Below are 26,177 nucleotides of genomic sequence, written 5' to 3'. Positions count from 1 at the left end.
CTCAGTTCACCTCCACGTCGAGGACGTCCCGCAGGCCGTCGCCGATGAAGTTGAACCCGAGCACGGCGAACGAGATCGCCAGCCCGGGGAACACCGCGATCCACCAGAACGTCGTGACGTAGTTGCGCCCCTGCGCGATCATCGCCCCCCACGTCGGCGTCGGCGGTTGCGCCCCCAGACCGAGGAACGACAACCCCGCCCCGACGAGGATGACGAACCCCATGTCGAGGGTCGCCTTCACGGTGATGGGACTCAGGACGTTCGGCAGTATCTCGCGGAACGCCGTCCGGGTCCAGTTCGACCCCAGAGCGCGACTGGACTCGACGAACTCGGCTTCCTTGATGGACAGCACCTCCCCCTGGACGAGGCGAGCGTACCACGACCACCAGGAGAACGCGATGGCTATCATCACGTTCAGCAGCGACGCTCCGGTCGCGGCGACCACCGCCATCGCCAGGAGCGTCGGCGGTACCGCGAGGAAGATGTCCGTCGTCCGCATGATGACGGCGTTGGCCGTCCCGCCGAGGTAGCCCGCGACGAGGCCCAGCGTGACCCCGACGGAGATGGCGATGGAGAGGACGACGGCCCCCATCATCAGCGAGAGTCGAGCGCCGAACAGCACCCGACTGAAGATATCGCGGCCGGTGGTGTCGGTGCCCATCGGGTGGTCGACGCTCGGTGGCTGGCTCGCCCGGTCGAAGTGGACCCCGGCACCGGCGTCGGCCGGGTACGGCGCGATGTACGGCGCGAGCAGCGCCGCGAACACCAGCACGAGGACCATCGCGAGGCCGACCAGCGAGAGCCTGTTCTGAGCGAAGCTTCGAGCACCGCGGCGGAGCTGCCGGAGCCGCTCCTGCCGTGCGGCGTCGTCCGAGTCGACGAGTCGTGAGAGTGCTTTCGTAGACATGTCAGTCCTCAAGTCGCACCCGTGGATCGAGGTAGCCGTACAGCAGATCCACGGCGAAGTTGGTGGTCACGAACACGATACCGATGACGATGGTGACGCCGACGATGGCGTTGAAGTCCTGATAGAGGATGGCCTGAACGCCGTAGCGTGCCATCCCCGGCCACGCGAAGACGATCTCGACCAGAAACGCGTTACCGAGCAGGAACCCCAGCGCGAGCCCGATGACCGTCAGGGAACTCGTGAAGGCGTTCCGCAGCATGTACTTGTACTCGATGAGGTTACTCGGGAGGCCGTACGCCTGCGCGGCGAGCACGTAGTCCTTCTTCGTCTCGTCGATCATGTCCGAACGGATGAGACGCATGACCTGCGCGAGCGTCGCGAGGCCGAGCGCGAACGCCGGGAGGACGAGGTGTTTCGCCGCGTCGACGAACGTCCCGAACTGACCGGCGAGCAGACTGTCGACGAGATACAGGTGGGTGACCGCCGGTGGCGGTGCCACACCGTCGCTCAGCCGACCGGACAGCGGGAGCAGACCGAGCGTGACGACGAATATCATCTGCAGGACGATAGCGACCCAGAACCGCGGCATCGAGACGCCGAACAGGGCGACGATGCGCGAGAGGTGGTCCTGCCAGCGGTCCTTGTTCGTCCCGGCGACGACGCCGAACGGGATGGCCAGCAGGACCGCGAAGAACAGCGTGACGAGGGTGAGTTCGAGCGTCGCCGGCAGGCGGCCGACGATGTCGCTGAACACGTTGTTGTTCGTCCGCAGCGACATCCCCCAGTCACCCTGCAGGACGCCGACCAGCCAGTCGAGATACTGCTCGGGGAGCGGCTGGTTCAGACCCATCTCTCGCCGGAGTCGGGTGACCTGCTCCTGGGTCGCCTGTGGCCCGAGGGCCAGTCTGACCGGGTCGCCGGGAACGACCCGCGATATCAGGAAGATCAGGATGGACAGTCCGAAGACGACTGGGACCGCCTGGAGCGCCCGCCTGACGAGGTAGTCTACGTACGACATCGGTAGGGGTTGGTGGGCTTCGGTGTGTCGTCGACCATGGTCAGGCGCGGCCGTCGCCCTTGCGAGTCATCGAGTGGACGTCCCAGTCGAAGGACATGACACCGCGGTACTTCCAGCCCTCCACGTTCTGGTTGATACCGATGCGGTACGGTGGGTTCCCGATGAAGACGCTCGGCATCCCCTCGACGATGAGCGACTGCGCCTCGCGGTACTTGTCGAGACGACCTTCGAGGTCGGTCGTCGTGCGTGCCTCCTCCAGCACCGACGTGAGTTCGTCCGTCGAGTACCACGACTGGGAGATGTACGACCCGAACGAGGAGGGGTGGTACATGAGGTACGTGTGGCTGTCCGGCGAGGGCATCTTCGCGGTGTGGAAGATGTTCGTCAGATGGGACGTCGACTCCGCGCTGGTCGCCTTGTCGGTGATGCTGGCCCACTGCTGGGGGTTGATCGTCAGCTCGATGCCGAGTTCGTTCAGACACGACTGGTTGAGCAGCCCCATCTGGCGCTGGAGTTCGGTCCCGGCGACGACGACGTGTTCGAGGCCGATCTCGTTGATCTCGTCGACGCTGTACTCCGCCTGGTCCAGGAACTGCTGGGCCTTCTCGAGGTCCTGAGACACCGGCGTGAGGTCGTCGTTGTGCCCGGCCATCTCCTGGGGAACCGGACCGGTCGCCTGGGCCCCGCCACCGATGATATCGTTGACAGCGCTGTCATAGTCGAACGCGTAGGCGATGGCCTTCCGGACGTTGATGTCGTCAGTCGGGGCCTTCTGGGTGTTCATCGGGAAGTGGAACAGCTGGAGCTGGGGAACCTCGGGGACGCGGACGTTCGAGAACGAGTCCATCTGCTCGTACGCCTGCACGCCCATGTACTGGTCGGTCATGTCACCGTCCCCCTGCTGCATCGTGTTCACGATGGTGGACTGCTCGGTGATGACCGTCGAGCGGAACGTGTCGAAACTGTTCTCGTTCCAGCCCTTCCAGTAGTCCTCGTAGGCGGACGCCTCGATGGAGTTGCCCTGCTCCCAGTTGTCGAGGACGTACGCGCCGGAGCCCGCGGAGTTGCTCTGCAGGTAGCCGCGTCCCCAGTCGTCGCCGCTGGCGTTCTCCTCGACCACCGCGCTGTTGACGATGTAGAACTGGACGAACGTCGCCAGCGCGGGGCCGTACGCCTGACTGAAGGTGAACTCGACCGTCCGCTCGTCGCGGGCCGAGACGTCCTCCGGGTCGAGGTAGCTGAGCCAGAACGAGGAGTAGCCGGCTTCGAGGCTCAGCATCCGCTTCATCGAGTAGACGACGTCGTCGGCGGTGAGGCTGTCCCCGTTCGAGAACGTCACGTCGTCGCGGAGCGTGAACACCCACGTCTTCCCCTCGTTCTCCGTGTCCCAGCTCTCCGCGAGGTGTTCGGTCGGCTGCAGGGACTCCGCGTCGACCGTGATGAGTTCGTCGTAGAGGTTCTGTGCGGCGAGCCCCTGCGTGTAGTCGACCTGTTCTGCCGGGTCGAGCGTCCCGAACACCTGACCGGCGATGAAGTGGAAGTCGTTCGACCCGCTACCGCTCCCGCCGCCACCGCCGTTCGAGTCGGTCGACGATTCGTTTCCCCCCGGATTACCGTCGTCCGTCCCTCCACTCCCACCGCCGCTCGATGAACAACCCGAGAGCGCGACCCCCGCCGCGCCAGCACCAGCGAGTTTGAGGAACGTCCGTCTGTCCGCGTCATCCGTTGCCATGGACATGTGTGTCTCACCAATTGGGATAAGTGTTCCGGAACCGAGACTTTATTCGGGTGCTTGAAGTTACGAATTAACTACCGAGTACTGAGATTAAAAATCAGGCTCGGAATCGTGAGCGAACACATCTGTCGATATAGTGTTCTATTTACGGTAGGAATGGGTCGATATTACGATGAACGAACGAGAATATACTACTTTTTCCGAGGTTCGTTATCTCGGAGTACACCATACCGCCATCCGCCATGGATTCGACGAACCGTTGGTCGGTGCCCGAATCGTAGTAGACGGGGTAGAGAATCGTCGATGCGTCGTCGGCCGACTTCACTGCGACCGTACAGAGGACCAGCCCCTCCGTGTCGCCACGGTACACCTCGAATTCGTCGTAGCGGGTAGCCGCATCACCGACCAGTTCCGCGACGGCGTCGAGTTCGGACTGGGGGACGACCAGTCTGAACCCGGTCTTCGACCCCGGTTCGTCGTCGACGAACACCGAGACGTCACCCGGGTGGAGGACCAGCGTCTCCCATCCCTCGTCCCGGTAGTCGGCGGCGATCGCGTCCATCCCGTCCAGCAACCGCTCCCAGTGGACGCTCGCTTTGTTCATCCGGTTGAGCTTGTCGCGGTCCATGTACTGTTCCGGAGCGTCCGCTCTGGTAGCCTAAATATCCCGGTACCAGACCGGCGGTGGTCTTCCCGAGGGAGAACGAGGAAGCACGAACGCTCAGAACACGGGGTCGTAGACACCCGCGCCGGTCTCCTCGTGGCGGCGGATGAGCGTCTCGCGGAGGAACTCGCGGCCGAGCATCGCCTCCACGTCGAAGGGGCCGACGTCGCCGCCCGACCCGCGTTTCAGAATGTCGTTCACCGTCTCCTCGTCGGCCACGCCGTCGGCGACGAGGCGGTGGGCCTCGTTGACGAGAGCGGCGACGACGGGCGTCACGTCGTACGCCTCGTCGGTGTCGGGGAGACGACACTCCTCACCGTCCCACTCGAAGAACCCCTCGCCCGTCTTCATCCCGAGTCGGCCGTCCTCGCGCATCCGCTCCATGCGCTCGCGGGACTCGGGTGGCGGGGCGTACCGGTCGCCGTAGGCACCGGCGAGGTTGTCGACGGTAGCGAGGTGGACGTCGACGCCGATGAGGTCGACGAACTCCAGTGGGCCGCGGTCGAAGCCGACGGCCCGCGCGGCGCGGTCGATGGCGGCCGCGGAGGCGTCGAGCAGTTCCCACGTCGCCGCGCACTTGATGGACGCAGAGAGGCGGGAGAGGCCGTTCGCGCGGTACTCTCGCTGGAGCCGAATCGGCTGTTTCCCGATGTCCTCGGCCATCGAACGCGCGCGGTCGTGAGTCGCCTCGCTGGCGTCGTCGCCCGACAGTTCGACGATATCACGGGGAATCGCCGGGTTGGCGAAGTGGAACAGGACGACCCGCTCGGGGTACTCGGAGTCGGCGGCGACGTCCGACGGCGTGAGCGAGGAGGTGTTCGTCCCGACGACGGCGTCCGGCGAGAGGACGTCGTCGAGGTCCGCGAGCAGCGACCGCTTGAGGTCGAGTCGCTCGGGGACCGCCTCGACGACGAACCGCGCGTCGGCGAGCGAGCCGAGGTCGGTGTCGTAGCCGATGCGCTCGGCGGGCGGTCCGTTCGGGCCGAGGTCGGCCGCCGCGAGGGCGTCGGGGAGTTCGTCGCGGTGGTACGCGCGGGCAGCGTCGAGCGCGTCCGGGTCCACGTCGACGAGCGTCACGTCGTGGCCGCCGTTGGCGAGGAGCCCCGCGATGTCCCGTCCCATCACGCCCGCGCCGACGACGCCGGTCCTCACGCCGACCCCTCCACGAGCGGTTCGGCCTCTCGTTCACGCCTGCCGAATCGGGTCCTGGCGAGGTAGTAGCCCGCGCCGACGACGACGAGGCCGACCCACGCCGCACAGACGACGGGTGACTGCGTGGCGAGCACGACGAACAGCAGGGCGTTGCAGGCGACGGCGCTCACGGCGAGTACGGTGGTCGCGCGTCGCCCGACGAACGACGGAACCCGCTCGAACGCGTCTGGTCGCCGCCGGACGGCCCGGACCGCCGCGAGCATCACCGGGACGATGAGGAAGATGCCGCCGAACCCGAGCAGCGTCCCGAGGTCGGCGACCGGGAGCGGACTGACCAGCGCGGCGACCGAGAGGAGGTACACCAGCGTCAGCCCCCAGTGGGCGGTGCCGAAGCGCTCGTTCGTCTCCGCCAGCACCGCCGGGACGAGTCCGTCGGCCGCCAGCGCGTCGAGGTACTTCGGGACGATGATGTACACCGCGTTGATGCTCGTCGTGATGGCGAACAGCGCGCCACCGACCACGAAGAACGTTCGCAGGCCGGGCGAGAGGAAGGCCTCCGCGGGGACGGTCAGTTCCTCGTTCGCGAGCGCGTCGACGCCCACCGAACCGACGGCGACGACGGCCGTCGCCACGTACAGGCAGAGGACGAGCGGGACGCTGATGGCGAGCGACTGCGGGAGCGTCACCGTCGCCTCACGGACGTCGCCGCCGATGTCGACGACGAAGTTCGCGCCGAGACAGACGAAGTAGAGGATGGCCGCCCCGGCGACGAGACCGGTCGCGCCCGTCGAGAACGGTGGCGTCAGGTTCGCCGCGTCGACGGCGGGTGCGCCGACGACCACGAACACGCCCAGCGCGGCGACGAGAGCGACGAACAGCAGGACCTGGGCGCGGGCGGCGGTACGGATACCCGCGAGGTTGAGCAGGAAGAACGCGGTGAGGACGACGAGACCGACGAGCACCGGGTCGACCGCCACGAGCGACTCGACGTAGCCGCCGAACGTGAGCGCGTACAGCGGCAGGCCGCCGCCGAACATGCTCACGCCGAGACCCCAGGCGGCGAGGAAGGCGACGAACGGCGAGACGAACTCGCGGGGGTACCGGTAGTTCCCGCCCGTGGTCGGGAACGCCGCGCCGAGCATCGCCGTCGGCACCAGCCCCAGAACGACGACGCCGAACGCGAGCGCGAACGAGACGAACACCCCTGTCCCGGCGATACCGGTGGCGACGCCAGTCAGGCTGAACAGCGCACCGCCGACGACCAGACCGACCTCGATGGCGACGGCGTCGAGCAACCCGACGTCGCCGCCCTCGCGTTCGGTCAGCACGGAGACCCTCCCTGTTGCATGATGTCGTCTACCAGTCTGCGAGTGGAGAGAAAAAACCTCGCACGCGGGCGGGTCGCGACGCTACTCGTCGCACAGAGAGACAAGAAGGAGTCCGTTCACTCCGACGACGCGACGCGCTCGCCGACCTCCAGGCCGTTCGCGAGGGCGGCGTGGACGCGCGACTCCCCGACGACCCAGTCGCCCGCGAAGTAGAGCCCAGCATCCTCACAGTCGCGGTGAGTGTCGCCCGTCACGCCCCCGTCCGGGAGCGCGTATCGCCAGCCCTGATGGTCGGTCCAGTCCGGGTCGGCGAACGCGTCGTCGGCCAGCAGTTCGGTGGCGTGGCCGACCGACTCCCGGAGCACCTGGTCGGGGTCGTCGTCGATGCGCTCGCCCGACCAGTCGTGGCCCATCTGAACGACGAGCAGGCTCTCGCCGTCCGGGACGTGGCCCGGTTTCAGCTCCTCGCGGGAGAGCCAGCCGACGGGGTGCTCGCGGTCCGTGTTCACGAGCGCGTACCACGGTCGGTCGAGTTCGAACGGGTAGTGGCAGACGGCGGTGAACACCGACGCGTAGTCGACGGCCGCGACGGCGTCGTGGACGTCGATTCTGCGTTCGTCGTCCCACGCCATCGTCGCCAGCAGGTCCGCGGTCTGGGGTGCGGGCGGCGTCAGGACGAGCCTGTCGAACGAGCCGAGGGCCGCGTCCTCGCTGTCCGCGAGCGACCAGCGTCCGTCCTCTCGGGCGATGCCCTCGACGCGCGTCTCGCGGTGGACCGTCGCGTCGGTGCGGGCGAGCAGCCGTTTCGCCACCTGCGTGATGCCGTCCTCGTAGGTCCACTTGCGCTCGTCGTCGGCCCGGCCCTCGGTTATCTCGCCGCTCGCGTCGAACGTCCAGACCGGCGCTTCGACGTCGACGAGTCCCTCGCTGTCGAGTTCCTCCGTGAGCAGGCGGTTCACGCGCTCGTCCTCGTCTTTCACGTAGTTCGCGCCGTGGTCGTACTGACAGTCCTCCCTTCGACGGGTCGCGGCCCGGCCGCAGACGCCGCGGGACTTCTCGAACACGGTCACGTCGGCGTCCGCGTCGCGGAGCGCGTAGGCGACGGCCGCGCCCGACGCGCCGGCCCCGACGATGGCGACGTTCATACCACGTGGGAAGGCGCGTCCCGTGCAAAAAGCCGTGGACAGCGGTCATCTGGTCGTCGCTTGCGCCCGCCCGGTGTCCCACCTCGGCCACTCCCTCGTTACTCCCGTTCGGCCTCGCGGTCGCGGAGTCGGTCGCGTTCCGTCCGGGCCGCGCGCTCCTCGACGTTCTCCAGCGTGTCGGTCTCCAGCAGGCGTTCCAGTTTCCGTTCGAACTGCGCGTCGGTGAGTTCGCCGGCCGCGTAACGTCGCCGGAGCGTCTCCAGGGGCGTCTCGTCGGCGGTCGGGTCGGCGGGCTCGTCGCTGGTCGACGTCTCGTCGGTCGTCGACGTCCCCCATCCGCCCCACCAGTCCTCGGATGACCCCCACCAGGCGTCGTCCTCCCACCACTCCTCGCGGTCCTCGTCGTCGCCGAACAGGACGGCGACGATGGGGACGACGACGACGTACCCGAGGATCAACGCGCCGAGCCACCAGCTCTGCCCGGTCAACAGCGCCGCGAGCCAGATACCCGTGACGATGGTGGAGGCGATCTCGGTCGCGTTCTCGTGGAGGCGACTCCGCGACGTGTCCTCGCTCATCGCGAACAGGTTCGAAGTGGGGCGGCTTAAACGCTCACGAAAACGGGCGAGGGTCCGCCCGCCTCACGAGCGCTGTCCGGGCATCACCGCAGCCGCGCCGCCAGCGCGCGCACCCGCTCGCTGCCGCGGCGGACGAACGGCGTGCCGTGGCCGGGGCAGACCGCCTCGAACTCGCCAGCGCGGTCGCTGAACGCCCGGACGCTGTCCCGGAGTTCGCGCATCGAGTAGCTGTCGCCCCAGAACGGCGGCGTCAGTTCGCCGTCCGTCTCCCACATGAGGTCGCCGACGAACGCCACGCCGTCGTCGTGGACGTAGGCCGTGTGGCCGGGGTTGTGCCCCGGCGTGTGGTAGGCCGTGAACCCGCCGACGCGGTCGCCGTCGTCGACGCGCCGGAGCGGTACGTCGTCGAGGTCGAACACCGCCCGTGCGAAGCGGTGGAACGACCCCTTGTGGTGAATCCACGGCGGGTCGTGGTGGCCCCGGACCAGCGCCACGTCCGTCGCACCCAGGTAGACGGCGGCGTCGAACGCGGGACCGCCCAGCCAGCGCGCGAGCGGCGTCAGCCCCCCGACGTGGTCGAGGTCGTAGTGCGTCAGCAGGACCCGGTCGACGTCCCCCGGCCGGTACCCGGCCGCGGCGAGTTCCGACCGCAGCGAATGCCGGTTCGCCGGCATCCCCGTGTCCACCAGCGTCACGCCGTCGCCCCCCTCGAACACGTACGCGTTGACGACGAACGGTTCGGTCCAGCCGAGTTGCAACCGGTGGGTGTCGTCGCGGACCCGTTCCATACCGAGAGAAGCGTCGGCGGAGGGAAAGCGGCGTCGACACGGCACACTACCGGCCGTCGAGCAGTTCCCTCACGAGCGACAGCAGCCGGGAGCGCTCGCCCGGAACGTCCTCCGCGAGGCGGGCGGCCGCGGCGACGAGCAGCCACCGCTCGTCGTCGAGCGACCGTCCCGTCACCTCTGCGTACCGTCGACGGTAGCTGGCGAGGAGTGCCCGTCGCACCGAGCGCTGGGGGACGCCCCGCACGCCGGACGGCACGCCCGCGACGCGCAGGAGGAGCGTCGTCCGGGCGACGTCGGCCAGCGGGTGCCCGCAGGTGGCGTCCAGCCAGTCGACGACGACCGGACGCGGTGTCTGGAGCACGTTCCCGGGGTGGCAGTCGCCGTGGCAGGCGGCGTGTCCACGCGGCAGGTCGTCGAGGACTGACAGCACCTCGTCGCGTGTGTCTCCGGGGAGCGGCCCACCGGCGACGTCGCGGCGGAGGCGCTCGCGCTGGCCGGGGAGGCCCGCACCGTCACAGTCGTGGACACCGGCCTGCACCTCGGCGAGCCGCCGCCCGACCCGGGCCACCCGCCAGGACCGCTCCGCGAGCGAATCGAGCAGCGTCGGCCCGTCGAGACGGTCCAGGACGATACCCACGCGTCCGTCGACGGTCCGGGTTTCGTGGACGGCCGGCGCGGGTGCCCCTGCTCCGTGCGCCACGCGGGTGTTCTCCATCTCCCGTTCCGCCTTGTCGGGGACGACGCCGTCGACGAACAGTTTCAGCACTCGCTCGTCGTCCAGCGCGAACACGTCGGCGGTGCGGCCGGTACCGACGAGCGGCCGGTTCACGACCCTCTGTCCGCCTCGCGTCCACCGCCGTCACCCGCTGACGCGGCCGTCCCCTCCGCACGCTCGACGGTGCGGGTCCCGTCGAGTCGCGCGAGTTTGCGGTCGAACTCCTCGTCGCTCAACTCCCCGCGTGCGTACCGCAGTTCGAGGACGGCACGAGCGTCGTCGGGGGCGGTCGTCCCGTCGTCGTCCGCTAGCAGGCGCTCGACGCGGCCCTCGAACTGCGCCTCGCTGAGTTCGCCCGACGCGTAGCGCCGCCGGAGTTCCGCGAGTGCGTCGTCGATGGCCGGGGCGGTCCCACCGGAACTGGCGTCGAGAGCCTCGCGGTCCCTCTCGGCGGTGTCGTCGGTCAGCCGTGCCCCGAGTGCGAGGCTGGCACCGACGACGAGCGCCAGACCGAACGAGAGGGCGACGGCGACCGGCGTACTGAACGCCAGCCAGGTGAGGAAGTACGTCCCGAGCACGGCGGTGACGAACAGCGCCCCGACGACGAGGACGACGCCGAACGCGGAGGACCTGCTCATAACCGTCGGAGCGAGCGCGAATACAAAAGCGTTCGACTCACGAGGTGGACGGTCACTCGGTCACAGCGACGTCGAGACGTACGGCCCGTCCTGGTAGTAGCCCAGCTTCTCGCGGTAGTACTGGCGGACGCCGATGCCCGAGATGACGGCGAGTTTGTCGAACCCGGCGTCGCGGGCGCGGCGTTCGGCCTCACCCAGCAGACGCTTGCCGAACCCCTTGTGCTGGAAGTCGTCGTCCTCGGACCCGTGGCCCACACCCACCTCGTTCCCGTAGACGTGGAGTTCGCGGACGATGGCGGCGTTCTCCAGTTCGCGGCGGACCGGGTCGTTCGCGAACCGCAGGCGACAGAACCCGACCAGCAGGTCGTTGTCGGGGTCCTCGAAGGAGACGAACCGCTCCGTGCCGCCACAGACCTCGTAGGTGAGCGTGTCGAGTTCCACTGTCTCTGGAGACTCGTCGTTCATCCCGACCTCCCGACAGCGGATGCAGTCGCAGGTCCAGCCGTGCTCGTCCATCCGCTTTCGGGCGAGCTGGCGGAGGTTCGACTTCCAGACGCCCGCGTCGATGAAGTCCGCGGGGATGTCCCGCTGGACCCGCTGGAGGCGCGTGTACTTCGGAATCATCGACTTGATCTCGGCGACGAGGTCGGCTGCCTCCTCGTTGCCGAGCGGCTCGTACTCGTCGCGCCGCCACATGTCGTAGGTGCGGGTGCCGCGGACGACGAGCGTGGGGTATATCTTGAGGTAGTCGGGCCGCCAGTCGGTGCTCTCGAACAGTTCGCGGAAGTCCTGCAGGCACATCTCGGGGGTCATCCCCGGCTGGCCGGGCATCATGTGGAAGCCGACCTTGAACCCGGCGTCGCGCAGGCGGCGGTTGGCGTCGACGCTCGCCTGGATGCCGTGGCCGCGGTGCATGTCGCGGTTGACGCGCTCGTAGGTCGTCTGGACGCCCACCTCGACCTTCGTCCCGCCGAGCGCGAGCATCCGGTCTATCTGCTCGGGGTCACACCAGTCGGGCTTCGTCTCGAAGGTGGTCCCGATGTTCCGCACGTCCGCCGTCTCGTTCTCGGCGACGACGTCCTCCAGGTAGCGGAACTCGTAGTCCGCGGGGTCCTGCGCGAAGCTCTCGTCCTGCGCCGGTTCCGGCTCCTTCTCCACGTCGAAGTCGTTCATCGCCTCCAGGCAGCGCTTGACGAAGTACTCCTGGTAGTCGTGGCTGCGGGCGGTCATCGTCCCGCCCATCACGATGAGTTCGGCCTTGTCGACGGGGTGGCCGATCTCCCGGAGCTGTTCGAGACGGAGCGTCACCTGCCCGTACGGGTCGTAGTCGTTCTGGACGCCGCGGGCAGCCGCGGGTTCGTGGCCGGTGTAGCTCTGCGAGGAGTCGAACTCGCTGGCCGGACCCCCCGGACAGTAGAGACACTTCCCGTGGGGACACATGTGCGGCGAGGTCATCACCGCGATGGGCGAGACCCCAGAGGCGGTGCGGACGGGCTTCCGCCGGAGGACGGGTTCGAGTTCCTCGCGCAGGTCCGGGCCGGCGTGGTCGAGAATCTCGGAGTTCTTGGGCACCTTCGGAGCGGAGAACTCCGAACAGACCGCCAGCTTCTCGCTCTCGACGTCGTCGCGTTCCACCTCGCCGTCGAGGATGCGCTGGACGAGCGCCTCGCAGGCCTGCTCGAAGGCGTCGGTCTCGGTCGCCTCGCTGCTCATTCGTTGCCGGAGCGAGGGCGTGGCGAGACAAGAGGCTGTGGTTTCGGCCCGTCGGCTCGGTCGCTCCGTCGCGTGACGCGCCGACTCAGACGCCCGCCTCGCGCAGGTCCGCCCGGACGCCGTCGAGCGCGTCGGTGAGGGCCGACGCCTCGTGGACGCCGACGACGTCGCCGTCGACCCTGGTCGTGACCCTCACCCCGCCCTCGTTCTCGAAGACGATGACCTCGGCCGCCTCGCGGGTCGCGACGAGACGGTTGACCACGGTCGTCGCCGTCCACGCCCCGTCGAGGAGCCACAGCAGGTCCCTGGGCGTCCAGCGTCGGTTCGCCCCCGCGTCGGACGCACCGGCCGCCGACCGTTCGGCCGCCGGGGTGCTCGTTCCGACTGCGCCGTCGTTCGTCGCCGGTTCCTCGGTCCCCACGTCGTGGTCGGCCATCGCAGACCCGATCTTTCCCCGCGTCATCGACTGGTCGTCAGACTCCCGTGGGTATTGCTACAGACTCGATAACCCGCGTCGGTGAGAATCGAACCGATATAATCGGCGGTTCGACCCGGTTATCGGCGCGATAACCGGTGTCGAGGCCGACTGAGCGCTGCCTGGCTGGACGGTCCGTTCAGGCGAGGTCGGCGATGGCGTCGACCACCGCGTCGACGACGGCGTCACGTTCGCCGGCGACGAACTCGATGCGGTCGCGGCCGCCGCGGGCCTCGACGCCAGCGTTGTCGACGTGGTCTCGGGCCTGCTCCGCGACCGCGCGGGTGTCGAGGTCGAACGTCGACCGGATGCGCAGTTCGTCCGTGGCGATACCGAGCGTCACGAACGCGCCGTCGCGGTTGCGGCGGTGGACCTCGTCGAGGAGGATGTCGGTCGACGGGAAGTCGAAGCGGTGGGTGAACGCGTCCGTGTCGAGGACGGCGAACGCGACGCCGCCCGCCGCACGCTCGTCGAGGTTCGCTTCGGCCGTCTCCACCTCGGTCGCGAGTTTCTCGCGGAACTGCTCGCTGACGCTGTCGACCAGCGAGCCGCTGTCGTCGAACAGCAGGTCCTCGACCAGTTCGCGCTTGTCCTCGTAGGACTGGTAGTACGCTTCGAGCGCGATGGCTTCCTGGAGGTGCTCGACGTCGCTCGTCTGGTAGCCCGCGTCCGCCGCGAGGTCGACGTACTCGCTCGGGGCGTCCTCCCAGAACGAGGCGGCGGGAAGGTGGCGCAGGTCCTCGCGCACGACGTCGTCGACGTGGAGTGCGACGGCGGTGGCGAGTGCGGTCGCGCTGGTCGTCTCCTCGGTCGTCGCCTTCGGCGCGACGAGGACGTCGGTCGCCTCCTCGGCACCCTCGTCGACCGAACCCGCGTCGACGACGACGCGTTCGGCGCCGTAGACGTCGAGCAGGCCGAACGCGTCGAGCGAGTCTCGGGTCGCGCCGACGCCGGCGAACACCATCAGGGGGATCTTCTCGTCGTGGCGGTCGCGGTTCGACAGCATCGACGCCACGTCCTTCGTCGCGTCGTCCATGTCGTACACCGTCTCCAGCGGGCGGCGGTCGAAGTAGTGGTACACCGCGTCGCCGGAGGCGTGTTCCTCGCGGACCAGCGGGAGGACGGCGCGTTCGATGGCCGCACCGGCGAGGTAGCCGTCGACCGTCGCGTCGTGCCGGACGACGATGGGCCGGGACTCGATGATGGCTCGCCGGATGGCGGTGGCCGCCTCGCGCGTGTCGTCGAGGACCGCCTCGACCGCTGCGTCGTCGGCGAGCGGGTCGGTCTCGGGCGGTCGAGCGCGCTCGTCCAGCGCGTCGTCCATGCGGCCGCTGACCGTCTCGGCCTCGTCCTCGTCGAGGACGACGAGCGCCTCGGTCTCGACCTGCAGTTCGCCCCGGCGTTCGCGGACCTCGCCGTCGAGACGGACGTGGTCGCCCATCTCGACGTCGGGGTACGCGCGGACGCCCGCCTCGACGAACGCCGCGCAGTCGACGATTCCCGCCTCGTCGCGGAGTTCGAACACGGTCGGTCCGGAGGTCTGTCGCACGCCGACGATGCGTCCTTCCAGACGGACGACGTCGCCGACCCGGTCGCTCAGCGTGTCGATGCTCGCGCGGTCGACGTCCGCGTCGGCGTCGGGTACCGCTTCGGCGTCGTCGGCGTCGTCGGTAGTGTCGGAGTCGTCGGTTGCAGTGGACTCGGCGTCGGCCGTCGCCGCCGTCTCCTGTGGTGGCTCCTGCGTGACGACCGCACCGCCGTCGGAGGACGACTCCGCCGTCGCACCCTCGCGACGGTCCGGTTCGGCGTCGTTCGTGTCGGCGTCGCTCGGTTCGTCGGCGTTCGGTTCGGCGTCGTTCGTGGAGTCCGTCGAGGCGTCGGTGGAGTCGCTCGTGGCGCCAGACGACTCGGGGTCGGGCGAGGAGGTAGTGACGGTCGGCGTGGTGTCCTCCTCGTCCTCCTCCTCCGCGTCGAGGAGGTACGTCCCCTCGTCGCTGCTCGGGTCGTCGACGAGCGCACCGCGGAACTCGCGGTCGGCCTGCCGGATGGACCAGCCGAGGTCGATGTTCCCGTTGTCGCGGACGCCCTTCACCTGGACGTAGACGGGGTCGCCCACCTCCCAGGTGAGACTCTCCAGTCGGCGGTCCAGTTCGCTCCGGTGGAGCAGGCCGGTGACGTGGTCGCCGATGTTGACGAACACGCCGAAGTCGGCGTACCCGTCGACGGTTCCCTTGTAGAACCGGCCGGCGGTCAACTGGTTCGGGTTGTTACCTCTGAACTCGAAAACGACGTCCTCCTCGTGGCTCGAACAGATACGGCCGTCGGTCGACGTACCGCAGATGATACAGCTACCCATTACTGGACTGTTCCTGCCCGGCTTGAAACGGTTGTCGAATTGGCTTACGCGGTGCGCAGACGGCCGGTTCCCGCGAACCCCGGCGGTAGCGTCACTGAAGCCGCCATCTAGCGTCTTCGGAGCGGACGAGAGCGCCAGATTGTGCTACGTATCCGGTACAGAGAACACGGCCGAGACTCCCGCCCAGGCGTTCGTCTCCGTCACAGCGTTCGAGATAGACGGGCTCGACGCGTTCGTCGCGTTCGCCACCGGACCGACGAGGTTCGTCCCGAGCAGCGATTCGAGCGCGAACACGCCTCCGAAGGCGTAGGCGAAGACGAACGCGCCGGGGACGAGCGCCGCCACCAGCGCGACGACCGGCGAGAGGTCGTGGACCACGGCGAGGCCGACGACGAGGAGGACGAAGCCGTAGGCCGCCGCAGCCACTCGGAGTGCGGGTATCGGTGCTCCCGACAGCGCACACGGAGCCGTCGCGTACGCGACGACCTGTACCGTCTGGCTCACCCCCCCGCGGTCCTTCGCCAGCCCCAGCGCACCGAGACCGAGGAAGACGAGCGTCTGGAGCGCCGCGGCGAGGTGGAGCGCGAGCGGCGCGAGGATGAGCGCCGCGACGAGGAACGCGAACACGAGCAGGCCGGTCGGACGCCCCTCGACGCCCGGAAGCGGGTCGGGTTCGAGCGCGAGTCGGACGCCGACGTGACAGAGCGCGACGGCCACCGCGAACACGAGCCCCGGAGCCTGGTCGCCCGGCGCGATACCGTTCTCGAAGAACCGACGCGGCCGGAGCAGCACCTCGACCCACGCACGGACCACCTCGAACGGTCCCCGGTCGCGGCCGCCCTCCGGGGTCTCGACCCACTGCGTCACGCCGGAACGGAGACGCGGTCACCGCATGAGGGTTCCGAACTGAACGTCCGACGAAGTGCAAAGATATATAAGCTTTCTGTAGTATCATTATAACGTGACAGACATCTCGCGGCGACAGTTACTCGCGGTCGGGCTCCTCGGCCGGACGGCGACGCTGGCGGGATGTCTCGGTCGGCCGCCGACCGGGGGGACGTCGAGGGAGCCGAGCGAGACAGACCAGCGACAGACGGGAGAGACGGAAGGACGGAGCACGGGGAGCGGCGACGAACGCTTCGAGACGGAGGCAGCGGTCGAATCGCGCCGCGCCGCCGTCGCCGAGACGGAGTGACCGCGGCGACCGACATCCGACCGTACCGTCAGGGGTAGAAGACACCGTTCGGGAACGCCGACCGTCGCCCGACCACCGCCCGAACCCTTCACGGTTCGACCCATCGAGTCCAGTTCTGCCAGAAGCGTCATTACCGACCAGTCGAATCGCCGACCATGCCCGGTGAACAGACGCGACGCCTCCTGCGGGTGGAGGGGACGACGGGCGTCGTCAGCGAGAACGCCATCAGACGAGACGTCTTCGAGATCGAGGGCGTCCGGGAACTGGAGATAGACCTCACCAGCGGGTGGGTCGACGTCGTCGGTGACGCCTCGGCGGTCGACCGGGCAGTGGACGCCATCCGCGAACTGGGCTACCGGGTCCGCTAGCTGGCGTCGAACAGCAGCGCTCCCAGCGCGAACCCGACTCCGAGGGCGACGCCGAAGACGAGCACGTCTCGAACGTCCATCCCGACCAGCGTGCCGACCACCAGGGCGCCCGTCATCGCCGCGAGGAAGCCGACGACCGCGCGGCCGAGGTTCTCGCGGTGGAACCCGAGCGTCATCGCTGGAGGCGGGCGGTCCCCGCCGTCACCTCCACGATACCGTCGGCTTCGAGGTCCGAGAGCAGTCCCTCCAGCCACTCGCGACCGAACTCACCATCGGGGGCGTAGTCCACGCGGACCCGGTGGCCGAGCGTGTCGAGGGCGAGTTCGTCCCGGTCGCGCAACGCCCGGACGACCCGCCCGCGGAACATCCGCCGCGACCCCTCGAACGTCGGTTGCGTCGGTACGTCCGGCGCGGTGAAGTCGCCCGATGCGTACGCGTCACACCACTCGCGCCAGGGGCAGTCGGCCTCGTCACAGCGGGGCGTCTGCCCGCACGCGACGCCGCCGAGTTCCATGACGGCGTTGTTCCAGACGCGCGACTCACCGTCGGGCATGAGGTCGTTGGCCGCCTCCTCGAACGCGTCGTCGTCGTCCGGCACCGAGAACGCGCGGTAGAGCACGCGCTTGACGTTCGTGTCCACCACGGCGTCGCCGCTGTTGAACGCGAACGACGCGACGGCGTTGGCGGTGTACGGACCCACACCGTGGAGGTCCTGCAGGTCGTCGGGGGTCTCGGGGAACGTCCCGTCGAAGTCGTCGACGACCTGGTTCGCGGCGGTGTGGAGGTACTTCGCGCGGTTGTTGTACCCGAGCGAGTGGTCGGTCCAGAACCCGACCACGTCGGCGCGGTCGGCCGCCGCGAGGTCCCCCACGGTCGGCCACTCGGCGAGGAACTCGCGGTACGCCTCCTCGACGCGTCCGAGCTGGGTCTGCTGGCTCATCACCTCGCAGACGAGGATGCGGTACGGGTCGGTCGTCTCGCGCCACGGGAACGAGCGGTGGTCTGCCTCGTACCACTCGACGAGCGCGCGACGTACGCCGTCGCGGTCCACGTCCGCGAGGGCCGTCTCGGTCATACCAGACCCTCGCTCGGGTGCGGTTTAGCGGTGGTGTTTCGCGTCGTCGTGGCCTCCCCGCACGTAGCCACACTACCGGAGCGAAACGCGTTTCCTCCGGCCCGACCCATCCCGTGCCATGAGCCTCGACGACCTCTCGGACGCCGTCGACGCGGCGTACGCCGACCTGGGCGACGACTACCCCGTCTCGCTCGACCGCGAGACGAAGACCGAACTCGCACTCCTCCAGGCCGGACTCGGCCCCGAGGACGCCGACGACCTGTTCAAGCGCGCCGTCCACCTCCTGTTCCAGTCCACCGTCGAGACGGGCCGCCTCGACGCCCACCTCCGCCGCGAGTACGGCGTCACCTACGACGAGTACCTCTCCGGGATGACGTTCGAGGAGATGACCGGCGCGCCACAACCGCCCGAGAACGACGGACGACGGTACCAGTTCTAACTCACCGTTCACCTACGAGTGGGGGTTCCACTCACGACGGTCGGTCGTCTGCTCCGCTCTATCGCGGGGAGTCCTCCCGTTCGTCGTTCGGCGTTCGCCACCGGACGACGACCGCCCACTCCGTCTCGCCGTCCTCGGCGGTCGAGTACTCCTCGACCTCGACGGTCGTGTCGTGAGTTGGCGCGGTGACACTGTCGCTCATACCGTTCGGCGACGACGTGCGCCGACCGTCGTCGGTGAGCCGGTCTCGGAAGCTCCCCAGGTAGGTCGCGAGGTCGGCGCGGTTCATCGTCCGCGTCCGGTCGGGCGTCCTGGCGGCGGCACCCCGGCCGACGCCGCCCGCCTCGCCGCTCGCGTGTCCGCCGACGACGGCGTTGATGACCGCCCCGAGCAGCAACACCAGTCCGGAGAAGTACAGCCAGGTGACGATGACGACGACGCCGCTGAGGAAGCCAGTCGACCCGTCGCCCTTGAAGACGAGGTACACCTGGAACAGCGACTGGAGGAGCGCCCAGCCGACGGCCGCGAAGACGACGCCCGGAGCGACCTGTCGCCAGGTGAGGTCGCGGTCCGGGAAGAGGTAGTACATCGGGAAGAACGCCAGCACCAGTCCGACGACGAGGACGAGTGGTGCGAGGACGCCGACGTACGGGACCGTGTCGGCGAATGCGGCGAACGCAACGCTGATGAGGACGGTCGCGACGATGGCGGCGACGAGACCGCCGAGGACGACGAGACCGTCTCTCACCTGGTCGAGGAAGCCGTTCTCCGCCTCGGTCTCGTAGATCTCCGAGAAGGCGGTGTCGAGGCTGCGGAATATCTTCAGCGACCCCCATATCAGGACGACGAGGCCGACCACCGACGCCCCTGCCGCTGTCGACCCACCCTGGAAGATCTGTGTGATGGTGTCCGCGATGGGACCGGGGAGCGACCCGTCGGCGGCGTCGACGAGTCTGTCCTCCAGACCGCCACCGACGACGCTGACCACCAGCAGCAACAGTAGCAGCATCGGCACGAGCGAGACGAACGCGTTGTACGCGATGCCGGCGGCCATGAGGGTGACGTTCTTCTGTGAGAACTCCGTTACCACTCGCCTGCCGGTGTCCGTGACGGTAGTGAGCGTGACCATAGCTCAGTCAGAACGAGCGAGGGGATAGCGGTGTGGCTGGCGAGGAGGGCGATGGCCGTCGGCTCCGGGTACGGAAACCCCCGTGCGCTCCCGATTCAGTTCACGTCGGCGATGGAGGACAGCAGCAGGTCCGCGCCGAGGTCGATCTCGCGTTCGCTCACGTCCAGCGGCGGGAGCAGGCGGAGGGTCTTGTAGCCACAGCCGAGCGTGAGGAAGCCCCGCGAGAGCGCGGCCTCGATGACGTCGTCACGGAGTTCCCTGGTGTCGAACTCGACGGCGAGCATCAGTCCGAGGCCGCGAACGTCGACGACGCCGTCCGGAGCCGCGTCCTCCAGTCGCTCGACCATCTGGCGGCCCCGCTCGGTGGCGTTGTCGAGCAGGTCGTACTCCTCGATGGCGTCGATGGTGAGCGCCCCTTGCGCGCTGGCGATGACGTCGCCCGCGCCCCACGTCGAGGAGATGCGCGCACCCTCGTCGGGGAACACGTCCGAGCGCGAGATGGTCGCGCCGACGCGCAGGCCCTTCGCGCTGGTGATGACGTCCGGTTCGATGGGGTAGTGGTCGGCACCCCACAGCTCCCCCGTCCGGCCCATCCCGGACTGAATCTCGTCGGCGACGAGGTAGACGTCGAGTTCCTCGACCACGGCGGCGACCTCCTGCATGAACGCCTCGCTCGGGATGCGGTAGCCGCCCTCGCCCTGGACGGGTTCGAGGACGACGTAGGCGACCGAGTCGGGGTCGACGTACCCCGTGGCGGGGTCGAGCATCGAGCGCAGTTGCGAGCCGTCGTCGGTGAAGAAGCCACAGCCACACGACGCCGCGTCACAGCCGGCGTCGTCGCAGTACGGGACGTCGTGGACGCCCGCAATCTCGGGGTACCCCTTGCGGTGGACCGACTTCGAGCGGTTGAGCGAGAGCGCACCGAGGGTCCGGCCGTGGAACCCGCCCTGGAAGACGACGCCGTACTGTCCCTCGCTGGCGTCGTAGCAGATCTTGATGCCGTTCTCGACGGCCTCCGCGCCGGAGTTCGAGAGGAAGACGGTGTCCATGTCGTAGTGGCTCGTGATGTCGACGAGCCGTTCCATCAGCCCCGACGGGCCCGGAATGCCGTCGCCGACGCCCTCGCCGGAGACGTAGAAGTCCTGCCCGGCTATCTTCAGCGGGTCGACGAGGTCGAACTCCGAGAGCGGGTCGAGTATCTTCGGGTTGTTGTAGCCGAGCGGCGCGGCCCCGACGTGGCTCGTGAAGTCCATGAGGACGTTGCCGTCGACGTCGGTACAGAACGGACCCGTCGCCTCCCCGGCGAGGTCCCAGACGAAGTCGTAGACGTAGGTGCTCGTCGCGGCGTGCTCGCGGTGCGCTTCGGCCCACCGTCGGGCGTTCTCGCCCGGCATGGAGCGGACGTTCGGCTCCGCCGTCTCGCGGTTCATGCCGTGGCTTGGTGGCAATTCACTAAATAAGGCTTCGGGATAGGGACGAAACTTGCGAACGCAGGGGAGTTACGTGTAGCTCGGGTGACGTGCCACCGGCGGCCGGGTGGCCGGGTCAGACGAGCACGACGAGGCTCACTGCGGCGGCGGCGAGCGTCAGGCCGCCGCTCCAGATGGAGACCCGGTAGCCGAACGACCGGGTCGGGCCGACGAGGGTCAGCGCCGCCTTCACGACGATGCTCGAGACGGTGGCGACCATCACGCCGAGGATGGCCGTCTCCGCCGAGAGCGCGCCACCGGTGTAGAGGACGACGGCGGACGTCGTCGCGCCCGCACTGGAGACGAGTCCCGAGAGCGCGGCCGCCAGCAGGAACCCCTGCTGGCCGAACTGTGCCTGGGCCAGCGCGCTCCCGACGAGGACGACGGCGAACAGCGCACCGAACGCGAGCGCGTTCTGCATCGAGAACGGGCTGTCGAGGTCGATGTCGACCGACTCCGACCAGTCGGCGGTGAACGCCGCGATGGCGAGGCTCCCGAGGATGACGACTCCGAGCGGGATGACCAGTCCCCAGAGCGTCCCGTTCCCGAACGTGAACGCCAGCACGATGACGAGGTTGCGGACGGCCATCGCGGCGTCGGCGAGCAGGACGGCCGCGACGGCGTAGGAGACGGCGTCCGGCCGTTGACGCACGTGGTCGAGCATCGTCCCGACGACGGCGGTCGAGGAGGCGAGCCCGCCGAAGAACCCCGTGACGGCGATGCCGCGACTCCCGTAGGACTTCACGATGGCGTAGTTGACGATACCGATGGCGGCGACGCTCACCACCAGCAGCCAGACGGTCCGCGGTTCGACGGCGACCGTCAGGTCGGCGATGGGGACGTCCATCTCGCCGGGGGGGAGCAGCGGGTAGACGACGAACGCGAGGACGCCGAACTCCATCGCCGACCGCAGTTCGTCGCGGGTCAGCCCCCACGCGAACGAGTGGAGCTCCCGCTTCAGGACGAGCAACAGCGACGAGAGGATGGCGACGGTGACTCCCGCCGTGGTGTACCCCGCACCGACGAGGACGCCGACGCCGTAGGCGACGAGCATCGACGTCGCCGTCGTCAGCGATAGCCCCTCGTCCTCGACGAGCAGGCCGCGCGCGATGAGCGCGACGCCCATCACGACGACCAGCAGCGCACCGACCGTCAGCAGACCGTCGCGTCCGAGGACCGTGAACATCGCACCGAGCAGCGAGATGAGCGAGAACGTCCGCACGCCCGCAGACCGGTGTGACCACTCGCGCTCCAGACCCATGAACAGGCCGAGCGCCCCCGCGAGCACGAGACGGAGGAGCGCGCCGTCGAGCATGACGGCGAACTGTTGTGACATACGTAGCACTATATACTGCTCAATACCTCATAAACTCGTCCCTTGCGATGGGATTTTTGACAGTCCATCGCCACCGAGGGGTATGGAATGGCCCGCTATCGACTGGGGACGCCTCCTCTGGGCGCTGCTCGGCGTCGTCCTCGTCTGCTCCCTCCTGCTGGTCCTCTACTCGTTCATCGGGACGTTCGTGTTCGGCCTGTTCATCTACTACGCGACCCGACCCGTCTACGACCGGTTGAAACGTCACGTCTACCCGCCGAGTCTCGCCGCCGCGGTGTCCATCTTCGTGCTGGCGCTGCCGGCGCTGCTGCTGCTCGCCTACATCGTCGCCATCGCCCTCCAGGAGGTCGACACCCTCATCGACGCGATGAACGCGAACCTCGGACCGCTCTACCCGTACCTCGCTCCGTACCTCGACGTCTCGGACATCGTCGAGGACCCGCAGCAGCTCCTCGACGACCCGAACTTCCAGAGCATCCTCGAAGAGGGCGTCAACCAGGCGCTCGCGTACGTCGGCTTCATCGGTAACGGCCTGTTCCACCTGTTCATCATGCTGGCGCTGGCGTTCTACCTGCTGCGTGACGGCCCCCGGATGTCGCGGTGGGTCCGCGGCCAGTTCGCAGACGACAGAGGGGTCTTCGACGACTACGCACGCGCCGTCGACGGCGACTTCGCCTCCGTCTTCTTCGGCAACATCCTCAACGCCATCATGACCGGTGCCATCGGGGCCGTCGCGTACACGTTGCTCAACGAGATCGCGCCGGGGACGCCGATTCCGTACCCGACGCTCCTCGGCCTGCTCACTGGCGTCGCCAGCCTCGTCCCCGTCGTCGGGATGAAACTCGTCTACTTCCCCGTCACCGGCTACCTCGCCTTCCTCGGTCTGCCGGCGCTCGACAACGTCTGGTTCGTCGCCGTCTTCTTCGCCGTCTCGTTCGTCATCGTCGACTCCATCCCCGACTTCCTGCTCCGCCCGTACGTCAGCGGCCGCAACCTCCACATCGGGATGGTGATGTTCGCCTACATTTTCGGCCCGCTGCTGTGGGGGTGGTACGGCATCTTCCTCGGCCCCGTCATCCTCGTCCTCGCGTACAACTTCGCGAGCATCGTCCTCCCCGAACTGCTCCAGGGCCGGGAGATAATACCGTACACCATCGACCCCGGCTCGATGACCGTCGAGGCGTCGTCCGAACCGCCGACTCCGGTAGAAGAGGTCGTCGACGAACCGCCGGTCGAGGAGTCGTCACGGGGGCGGTCCCCCGACGGAACCGACTAGGCGTCGATATCGACGTCGACGTACTGCGCTTCCCACTCGCGGCGTGCTTCAAGTTCCCGGCGGCCGCGGGCGGTCATCGTGTAGAAGTTCGTCCGACGGTCCTGTTCGCCCTTCTCGATGAGGGCCTTCTCGACGAGCGTGTCGAGGTTGGGGTAGAGTCGACCGTGGTGAATCTCCTTCTCGTAGTACTCCTCGAGTTCCTCCTTGATGGCGAGGCCGTGGGGCTTCTCGTGTCCTGAGATGACGTACAGCAGGTCACGTTGGAATCCGGTCAGGTCGTACATGTGTCTTCTAAAAACTATCATGGAGGGATGTATAAACATGTCGGCCTCCGGGTAGCAGGAGTTCGAGAACGGCCGAAACTGGCCGGTACGGTCGACGTTCCGGGCCGTACCTTATACCAGTTTCTAATCACCTCGCAGCGAAGCGGCGGACGAGCGACCGACTTATCTCCTCCCCGATGTGTACAGAGGGTATGGAAGAAGTGCTGTTCAAATCGGAGACGCGCCTCGACCGTGCAGCGATCGCAGACCACCTCCGCGCGGTGGCGGACAAACTCGAGTCCGGCGAGCCGGTCAGCCTCTCGGCTGGGAGCGAGTCGGTGACGCTCGACGTGCCCGCCCGGCCGACGTTCGAGGTGAAGGCCGAGCGAGAGACCGGGTCCGGCGCACCCGAACTCAGCATCGAGTTCGAACTGGAGTGGGACGAGGGCCAGGAGGGTGGCGAGGAGAGCGGCGAGTTCAGCGTCGAGTAACGACCCTCCAGTCGGTCCGTCTTTTCACCGGTCACACAGAGGAGCCTCGGATAGCGTCTGACGAACCGGTCGCTCGACGGTGACTGTCGCGTGTACGGTCAGAAGCGACGCGCTACGTATGCGATGAGTAGGAAAGGAAAGCGGGCCGAGCCGAAAACACGGCCGGGCCCGCCGCCCTGAAATTGGTCCCCGCTGACGCTTCGGCCCTCCAAGCGAAGCGTCAACTGTTACAAACCCCTACAGAGGTATAAACCTACCGACCACCCTCAGATGTGCTCCTCCTCCAGCACCCAGCCGATGGCCCGCTTGTAGTAGGTGAACATCTCCCTGACGCCCTCGTGGCGCATGTCCTCGCTCTCCAGATGCTCTTTGAGGAACTCGTACTGTTCTCGGACCTCCTCTTCGTCACGCATGGGCCACCGTAGGAGCGCCGTCACCAAAGGTCCGTGGCAGGCAGGTGGTCCGAGCGTCGAGCGACGACTTCCCAAGAGCCGTCCGACGCTCGACCACTCAGACGCGGTCGAGTCGCGAGAGCCCGTGCCAGATGGCGTCGACCAGCCGGTCCTCGCCGTCGCCCTCGGCGTCGTCCCAGCCACGGGCGAGCGCGTCCTCCAGCACGGCGACGGAGTGGTTCTCGAAGTTGTTCAGGCCGCGGAACGCCTCCAGGGCGTCGCGCTCGGACTCGCCGAACGAGTCGCCAGGCTCCTCGTCGTAGAGGTCCATCGCGGCGAGCGTCTCCAGCACCTCGCGAGCCGTCTCCCCCGACAGTTCGCGCGTGTCGTCGGGTTCCTCCCGAGCGAGCAGCGTCACGTCGTAGATCTTGAACACGCGTTCGAGTTCGTCGATGGGGTGGGCGTGGTCGTCGACGCGCACGTCGACCCAGCGGTCGTTGTTCCCGTCGTAGCCGCCCTCCGGCTTGGCGATGTAGAGCGCGGCCGACTGCTCGCCACGCTTGTCGCCGCCCGCGTCGTTGCCCGCGTGGAGCGCCGCGATGAGCCGCTCCGGGAGGCCGCCCTCGGTCGACTCGAACGTCTCGGCCATCGCGTCGAGCGTCTCCTCGTTCTCCAGGATGTTCCCCTGGACCGTGTAGTGGTCGCCCTGCCGGTCGCTCGCGTAGTCGAAGCACTCCTCGCCCGTGAACGCCGCGACGGAGCCGTCGGTCCCGACGACGCCGACCTGTCGCGAGGGAGCGTCCTCGTCGTCGCTCGTGAGGCGGTCGAGGACCGTCTCGGCGTCGTGGCCCTCGCGCAGGAGGTCGAGGCCGTCCGGTCCGTACGCGACGTTCGCGAAGCTCTGTGTGGCGATGCCGCCCGCGTCGGCGGCGACGAACGGGACGACTGCGCCGACGCCGACGAACTTCGACTGGACGGCGACGCCGACGGCGTCCGTCTCGGGGTCCCGTGCGACGATGGAGAACGTACTCGGCCGTGGCTGCATGGTCTCGGGACGGACGCCTCCGAGAAAGTGGCGGCGGTGGCGGCAGTCCGCTCGGTCACTCCTTCGTCTGCCTGTCACTCCGCAATCCGCTCGGTCCACGCTCTCACTCCGCGGTCTGGTCTACCCCCTTCCTCGCCGTCAGCGGTTGTCGCGACACGACCTCGCAGTCGTACCCCGGATGCTCGGCGAAGTGCCAGACGAGCATGTGGCGACGCCCGCCGGACGCGCAGGTCACGTCGTCGGCGGTGAACTCCTCGGGGAGCGCCTCGTAGCACGCCTCGACGTCGCTCACGTCGGCGAACACCTTCCGGTGACCCGACGACGACGCGCGACGACGCGCGACGACGTAGCTCCCGTCCGGTCGGTGTTCGCCCGTCGTGTGGGTGAACTCGTGGACCTGATAGAGCGCGTCGTCGAGTGCGGCCCGCAACCGACGGGCCTCGGCGTGCGAGAGTGCGTGGCGGTCCTCGCCGACCGCGAGCGTCAC

29 protein-coding genes are annotated in these 26,177 nt (G+C 68.2%); 5 read left to right on the top strand and 24 right to left on the bottom strand.

Annotated features, from left to right (window positions below; translation table 11 throughout):
* Position 1: 1 nt before the first annotated feature.
* From MX571_RS11965 to MX571_RS11895, 15 genes are all read right to left on the bottom strand, one after another.
* The gene (locus tag MX571_RS11965) at positions 2-907 is read right to left on the bottom strand and encodes an ABC transporter permease (protein WP_247416961.1); all 906 of its coding nucleotides are present in this window, start codon (positions 905-907) and stop codon (positions 2-4) included.
* A 1-nt stretch (position 908) separates the two neighbouring features.
* Positions 909-1,925, bottom strand: coding sequence for an ABC transporter permease (locus MX571_RS11960; protein WP_247416959.1), 1,017 nt, complete (start codon positions 1,923-1,925; stop codon positions 909-911).
* Between the two features lie 40 nt (positions 1,926-1,965).
* The gene (locus MX571_RS11955) at positions 1,966-3,657 is read right to left on the bottom strand and encodes an ABC transporter substrate-binding protein (RefSeq protein ID WP_247416956.1); all 1,692 of its coding nucleotides are present in this window, start codon (positions 3,655-3,657) and stop codon (positions 1,966-1,968) included.
* A gap of 148 nt (positions 3,658-3,805) precedes the next feature.
* The gene (locus tag MX571_RS11950) at positions 3,806-4,288 is read right to left on the bottom strand and encodes a DUF7529 family protein (RefSeq protein ID WP_247416954.1); all 483 of its coding nucleotides are present in this window, start codon (positions 4,286-4,288) and stop codon (positions 3,806-3,808) included.
* Positions 4,289-4,381: 93 nt separating this feature from the next.
* Positions 4,382-5,476 carry a 3-hydroxyacyl-CoA dehydrogenase gene (locus tag MX571_RS22705; RefSeq protein ID WP_247416952.1) on the bottom strand — a complete coding sequence of 365 codons (1,095 nt, stop codon included), beginning with the start codon at positions 5,474-5,476 and terminating at the stop codon, positions 4,382-4,384.
* On the bottom strand, positions 5,473-6,804 hold the full coding sequence (locus MX571_RS11940) for an APC family permease (RefSeq protein WP_247416950.1): 1,332 nt from the start codon (positions 6,802-6,804) through the stop codon (positions 5,473-5,475). The genes MX571_RS22705 and MX571_RS11940 overlap by 4 nt, the downstream gene beginning before the upstream one ends.
* Positions 6,805-6,920: 116 nt before the next feature.
* Positions 6,921-7,949 carry an NAD(P)/FAD-dependent oxidoreductase gene (locus tag MX571_RS11935; protein ID WP_247416949.1) on the bottom strand — a complete coding sequence of 343 codons (1,029 nt, stop codon included), beginning with the start codon at positions 7,947-7,949 and terminating at the stop codon, positions 6,921-6,923.
* Between the two features lie 98 nt (positions 7,950-8,047).
* Positions 8,048-8,527, bottom strand: a complete 480-nt coding sequence (locus tag MX571_RS11930; RefSeq protein WP_247416948.1) for an SHOCT domain-containing protein — start codon at positions 8,525-8,527, stop codon at positions 8,048-8,050.
* 83 nt (positions 8,528-8,610) lie between these two features.
* Positions 8,611-9,315: an MBL fold metallo-hydrolase gene (locus tag MX571_RS11925; RefSeq protein ID WP_247416946.1), complete on the bottom strand. Its 705-nt coding sequence runs from the start codon at positions 9,313-9,315 to the stop codon at positions 8,611-8,613.
* Between the two features lie 46 nt (positions 9,316-9,361).
* Positions 9,362-10,144 carry a phosphotransferase family protein gene (locus MX571_RS11920; protein ID WP_247416944.1) on the bottom strand — a complete coding sequence of 261 codons (783 nt, stop codon included), beginning with the start codon at positions 10,142-10,144 and terminating at the stop codon, positions 9,362-9,364.
* Positions 10,141-10,668 carry an SHOCT domain-containing protein gene (locus MX571_RS11915; protein WP_247416942.1) on the bottom strand — a complete coding sequence of 176 codons (528 nt, stop codon included), beginning with the start codon at positions 10,666-10,668 and terminating at the stop codon, positions 10,141-10,143. Before MX571_RS11915 ends, MX571_RS11920 begins: the two co-directional genes overlap by 4 nt.
* Positions 10,669-10,728: 60 nt before the next feature.
* Positions 10,729-12,381, bottom strand: coding sequence for a tRNA uridine(34) 5-carboxymethylaminomethyl modification radical SAM/GNAT enzyme Elp3 (locus MX571_RS11910; protein ID WP_247416940.1), 1,653 nt, complete (start codon positions 12,379-12,381; stop codon positions 10,729-10,731).
* An 85-nt stretch (positions 12,382-12,466) separates the two neighbouring features.
* Positions 12,467-12,844 (bottom strand): hypothetical protein, encoded by a 378-nt coding sequence (locus MX571_RS11905; RefSeq protein WP_247416937.1) that lies wholly within the window; start codon positions 12,842-12,844, stop codon positions 12,467-12,469.
* Positions 12,845-12,995: 151 nt separating this feature from the next.
* A complete protein-coding gene (locus MX571_RS11900; protein WP_247416936.1) occupies positions 12,996-15,212 on the bottom strand; it encodes an OB-fold nucleic acid binding domain-containing protein in 2,217 nt (738 codons plus the stop codon).
* Between the two features lie 144 nt (positions 15,213-15,356).
* Positions 15,357-16,079, bottom strand: coding sequence for a YIP1 family protein (locus MX571_RS11895; protein WP_368409015.1), 723 nt, complete (start codon positions 16,077-16,079; stop codon positions 15,357-15,359).
* 94 nt (positions 16,080-16,173) lie between these two features.
* On the opposite strand from MX571_RS11895, the gene MX571_RS11890 reads away from it, so the two are divergent.
* Both MX571_RS11890 and MX571_RS11885 read left to right on the top strand, forming a co-directional pair.
* Positions 16,174-16,407, top strand: a complete 234-nt coding sequence (locus tag MX571_RS11890) for a hypothetical protein (protein ID WP_247416933.1) — start codon at positions 16,174-16,176, stop codon at positions 16,405-16,407.
* Between the two features lie 155 nt (positions 16,408-16,562).
* Complete coding sequence (locus MX571_RS11885) at positions 16,563-16,775, top strand: heavy-metal-associated domain-containing protein (protein WP_247416932.1); 213 nt, start codon at positions 16,563-16,565, stop codon at positions 16,773-16,775.
* Here MX571_RS11885 and MX571_RS11880 read toward each other — a convergent pair.
* Both MX571_RS11880 and MX571_RS11875 read right to left on the bottom strand, forming a co-directional pair.
* A complete protein-coding gene (locus MX571_RS11880; RefSeq protein WP_247416930.1) occupies positions 16,772-16,951 on the bottom strand; it encodes a hypothetical protein in 180 nt (59 codons plus the stop codon). The genes MX571_RS11885 and MX571_RS11880 overlap by 4 nt on opposite strands.
* On the bottom strand, positions 16,948-17,850 hold the full coding sequence (locus MX571_RS11875) for an HhH-GPD family protein (RefSeq protein WP_247416927.1): 903 nt from the start codon (positions 17,848-17,850) through the stop codon (positions 16,948-16,950). Before MX571_RS11875 ends, MX571_RS11880 begins: the two co-directional genes overlap by 4 nt.
* A gap of 118 nt (positions 17,851-17,968) precedes the next feature.
* On the opposite strand from MX571_RS11875, the gene MX571_RS11870 reads away from it, so the two are divergent.
* Complete coding sequence (locus MX571_RS11870; protein WP_247416925.1) at positions 17,969-18,289, top strand: ribbon-helix-helix protein; 321 nt, start codon at positions 17,969-17,971, stop codon at positions 18,287-18,289.
* 58 nt (positions 18,290-18,347) lie between these two features.
* On the opposite strand, the gene MX571_RS11865 is transcribed toward MX571_RS11870, so the two are convergent.
* From MX571_RS11865 to MX571_RS11855, 3 genes are all read right to left on the bottom strand, one after another.
* Complete coding sequence (locus MX571_RS11865) at positions 18,348-19,418, bottom strand: YhjD/YihY/BrkB family envelope integrity protein (protein ID WP_247416924.1); 1,071 nt, start codon at positions 19,416-19,418, stop codon at positions 18,348-18,350.
* A 95-nt stretch (positions 19,419-19,513) separates the two neighbouring features.
* Positions 19,514-20,848, bottom strand: coding sequence for a class-III pyridoxal-phosphate-dependent aminotransferase (locus MX571_RS11860; protein WP_247416922.1), 1,335 nt, complete (start codon positions 20,846-20,848; stop codon positions 19,514-19,516).
* A gap of 115 nt (positions 20,849-20,963) precedes the next feature.
* Positions 20,964-22,223, bottom strand: a complete 1,260-nt coding sequence (locus MX571_RS11855; RefSeq protein ID WP_247416920.1) for an MgtC/SapB family protein — start codon at positions 22,221-22,223, stop codon at positions 20,964-20,966.
* Positions 22,224-22,305: 82 nt separating this feature from the next.
* Between MX571_RS11855 and MX571_RS11850 the strand changes: the two genes are divergently transcribed.
* Positions 22,306-23,499 carry an AI-2E family transporter gene (locus tag MX571_RS11850; RefSeq protein ID WP_247416918.1) on the top strand — a complete coding sequence of 398 codons (1,194 nt, stop codon included), beginning with the start codon at positions 22,306-22,308 and terminating at the stop codon, positions 23,497-23,499.
* Here the strand turns inward: MX571_RS11850 and MX571_RS11845 are convergent.
* Positions 23,496-23,783, bottom strand: coding sequence for a PadR family transcriptional regulator (locus MX571_RS11845; RefSeq protein WP_247416916.1), 288 nt, complete (start codon positions 23,781-23,783; stop codon positions 23,496-23,498). The two genes, MX571_RS11850 and MX571_RS11845, sit on opposite strands and share 4 nt — an antisense overlap.
* A 191-nt stretch (positions 23,784-23,974) precedes the next feature.
* On the opposite strand from MX571_RS11845, the gene MX571_RS11840 reads away from it, so the two are divergent.
* Positions 23,975-24,253, top strand: coding sequence for an amphi-Trp domain-containing protein (locus tag MX571_RS11840; RefSeq protein WP_247416915.1), 279 nt, complete (start codon positions 23,975-23,977; stop codon positions 24,251-24,253).
* A gap of 266 nt (positions 24,254-24,519) precedes the next feature.
* On the opposite strand, the gene MX571_RS11835 is transcribed toward MX571_RS11840, so the two are convergent.
* The 3 genes from MX571_RS11835 to MX571_RS11825 all read right to left on the bottom strand — a co-directional run bounded on the left by MX571_RS11835 (position 24,520) and on the right by MX571_RS11825 (position 26,177).
* A complete protein-coding gene (locus MX571_RS11835) occupies positions 24,520-24,666 on the bottom strand; it encodes a DUF8555 family protein (protein ID WP_247416913.1) in 147 nt (48 codons plus the stop codon).
* A gap of 97 nt (positions 24,667-24,763) precedes the next feature.
* Entirely contained in the window at positions 24,764-25,690 is a 927-nt protein-coding gene (locus MX571_RS11830; RefSeq protein ID WP_247416910.1) for a DUF1028 domain-containing protein, read from the bottom strand.
* A gap of 103 nt (positions 25,691-25,793) precedes the next feature.
* Positions 25,794-26,177: a DUF7528 family protein gene (locus MX571_RS11825; RefSeq protein WP_247416908.1), complete on the bottom strand. Its 384-nt coding sequence runs from the start codon at positions 26,175-26,177 to the stop codon at positions 25,794-25,796.

This window comes from Halomarina salina (genome assembly GCF_023074835.1).
Taxonomy (GTDB): domain Archaea; phylum Halobacteriota; class Halobacteria; order Halobacteriales; family Haloarculaceae; genus Halomarina; species Halomarina salina.
Note: the sequence above shows the minus strand (reverse complement) of the source record. Positions and strands in the feature narration are given on the sequence as shown.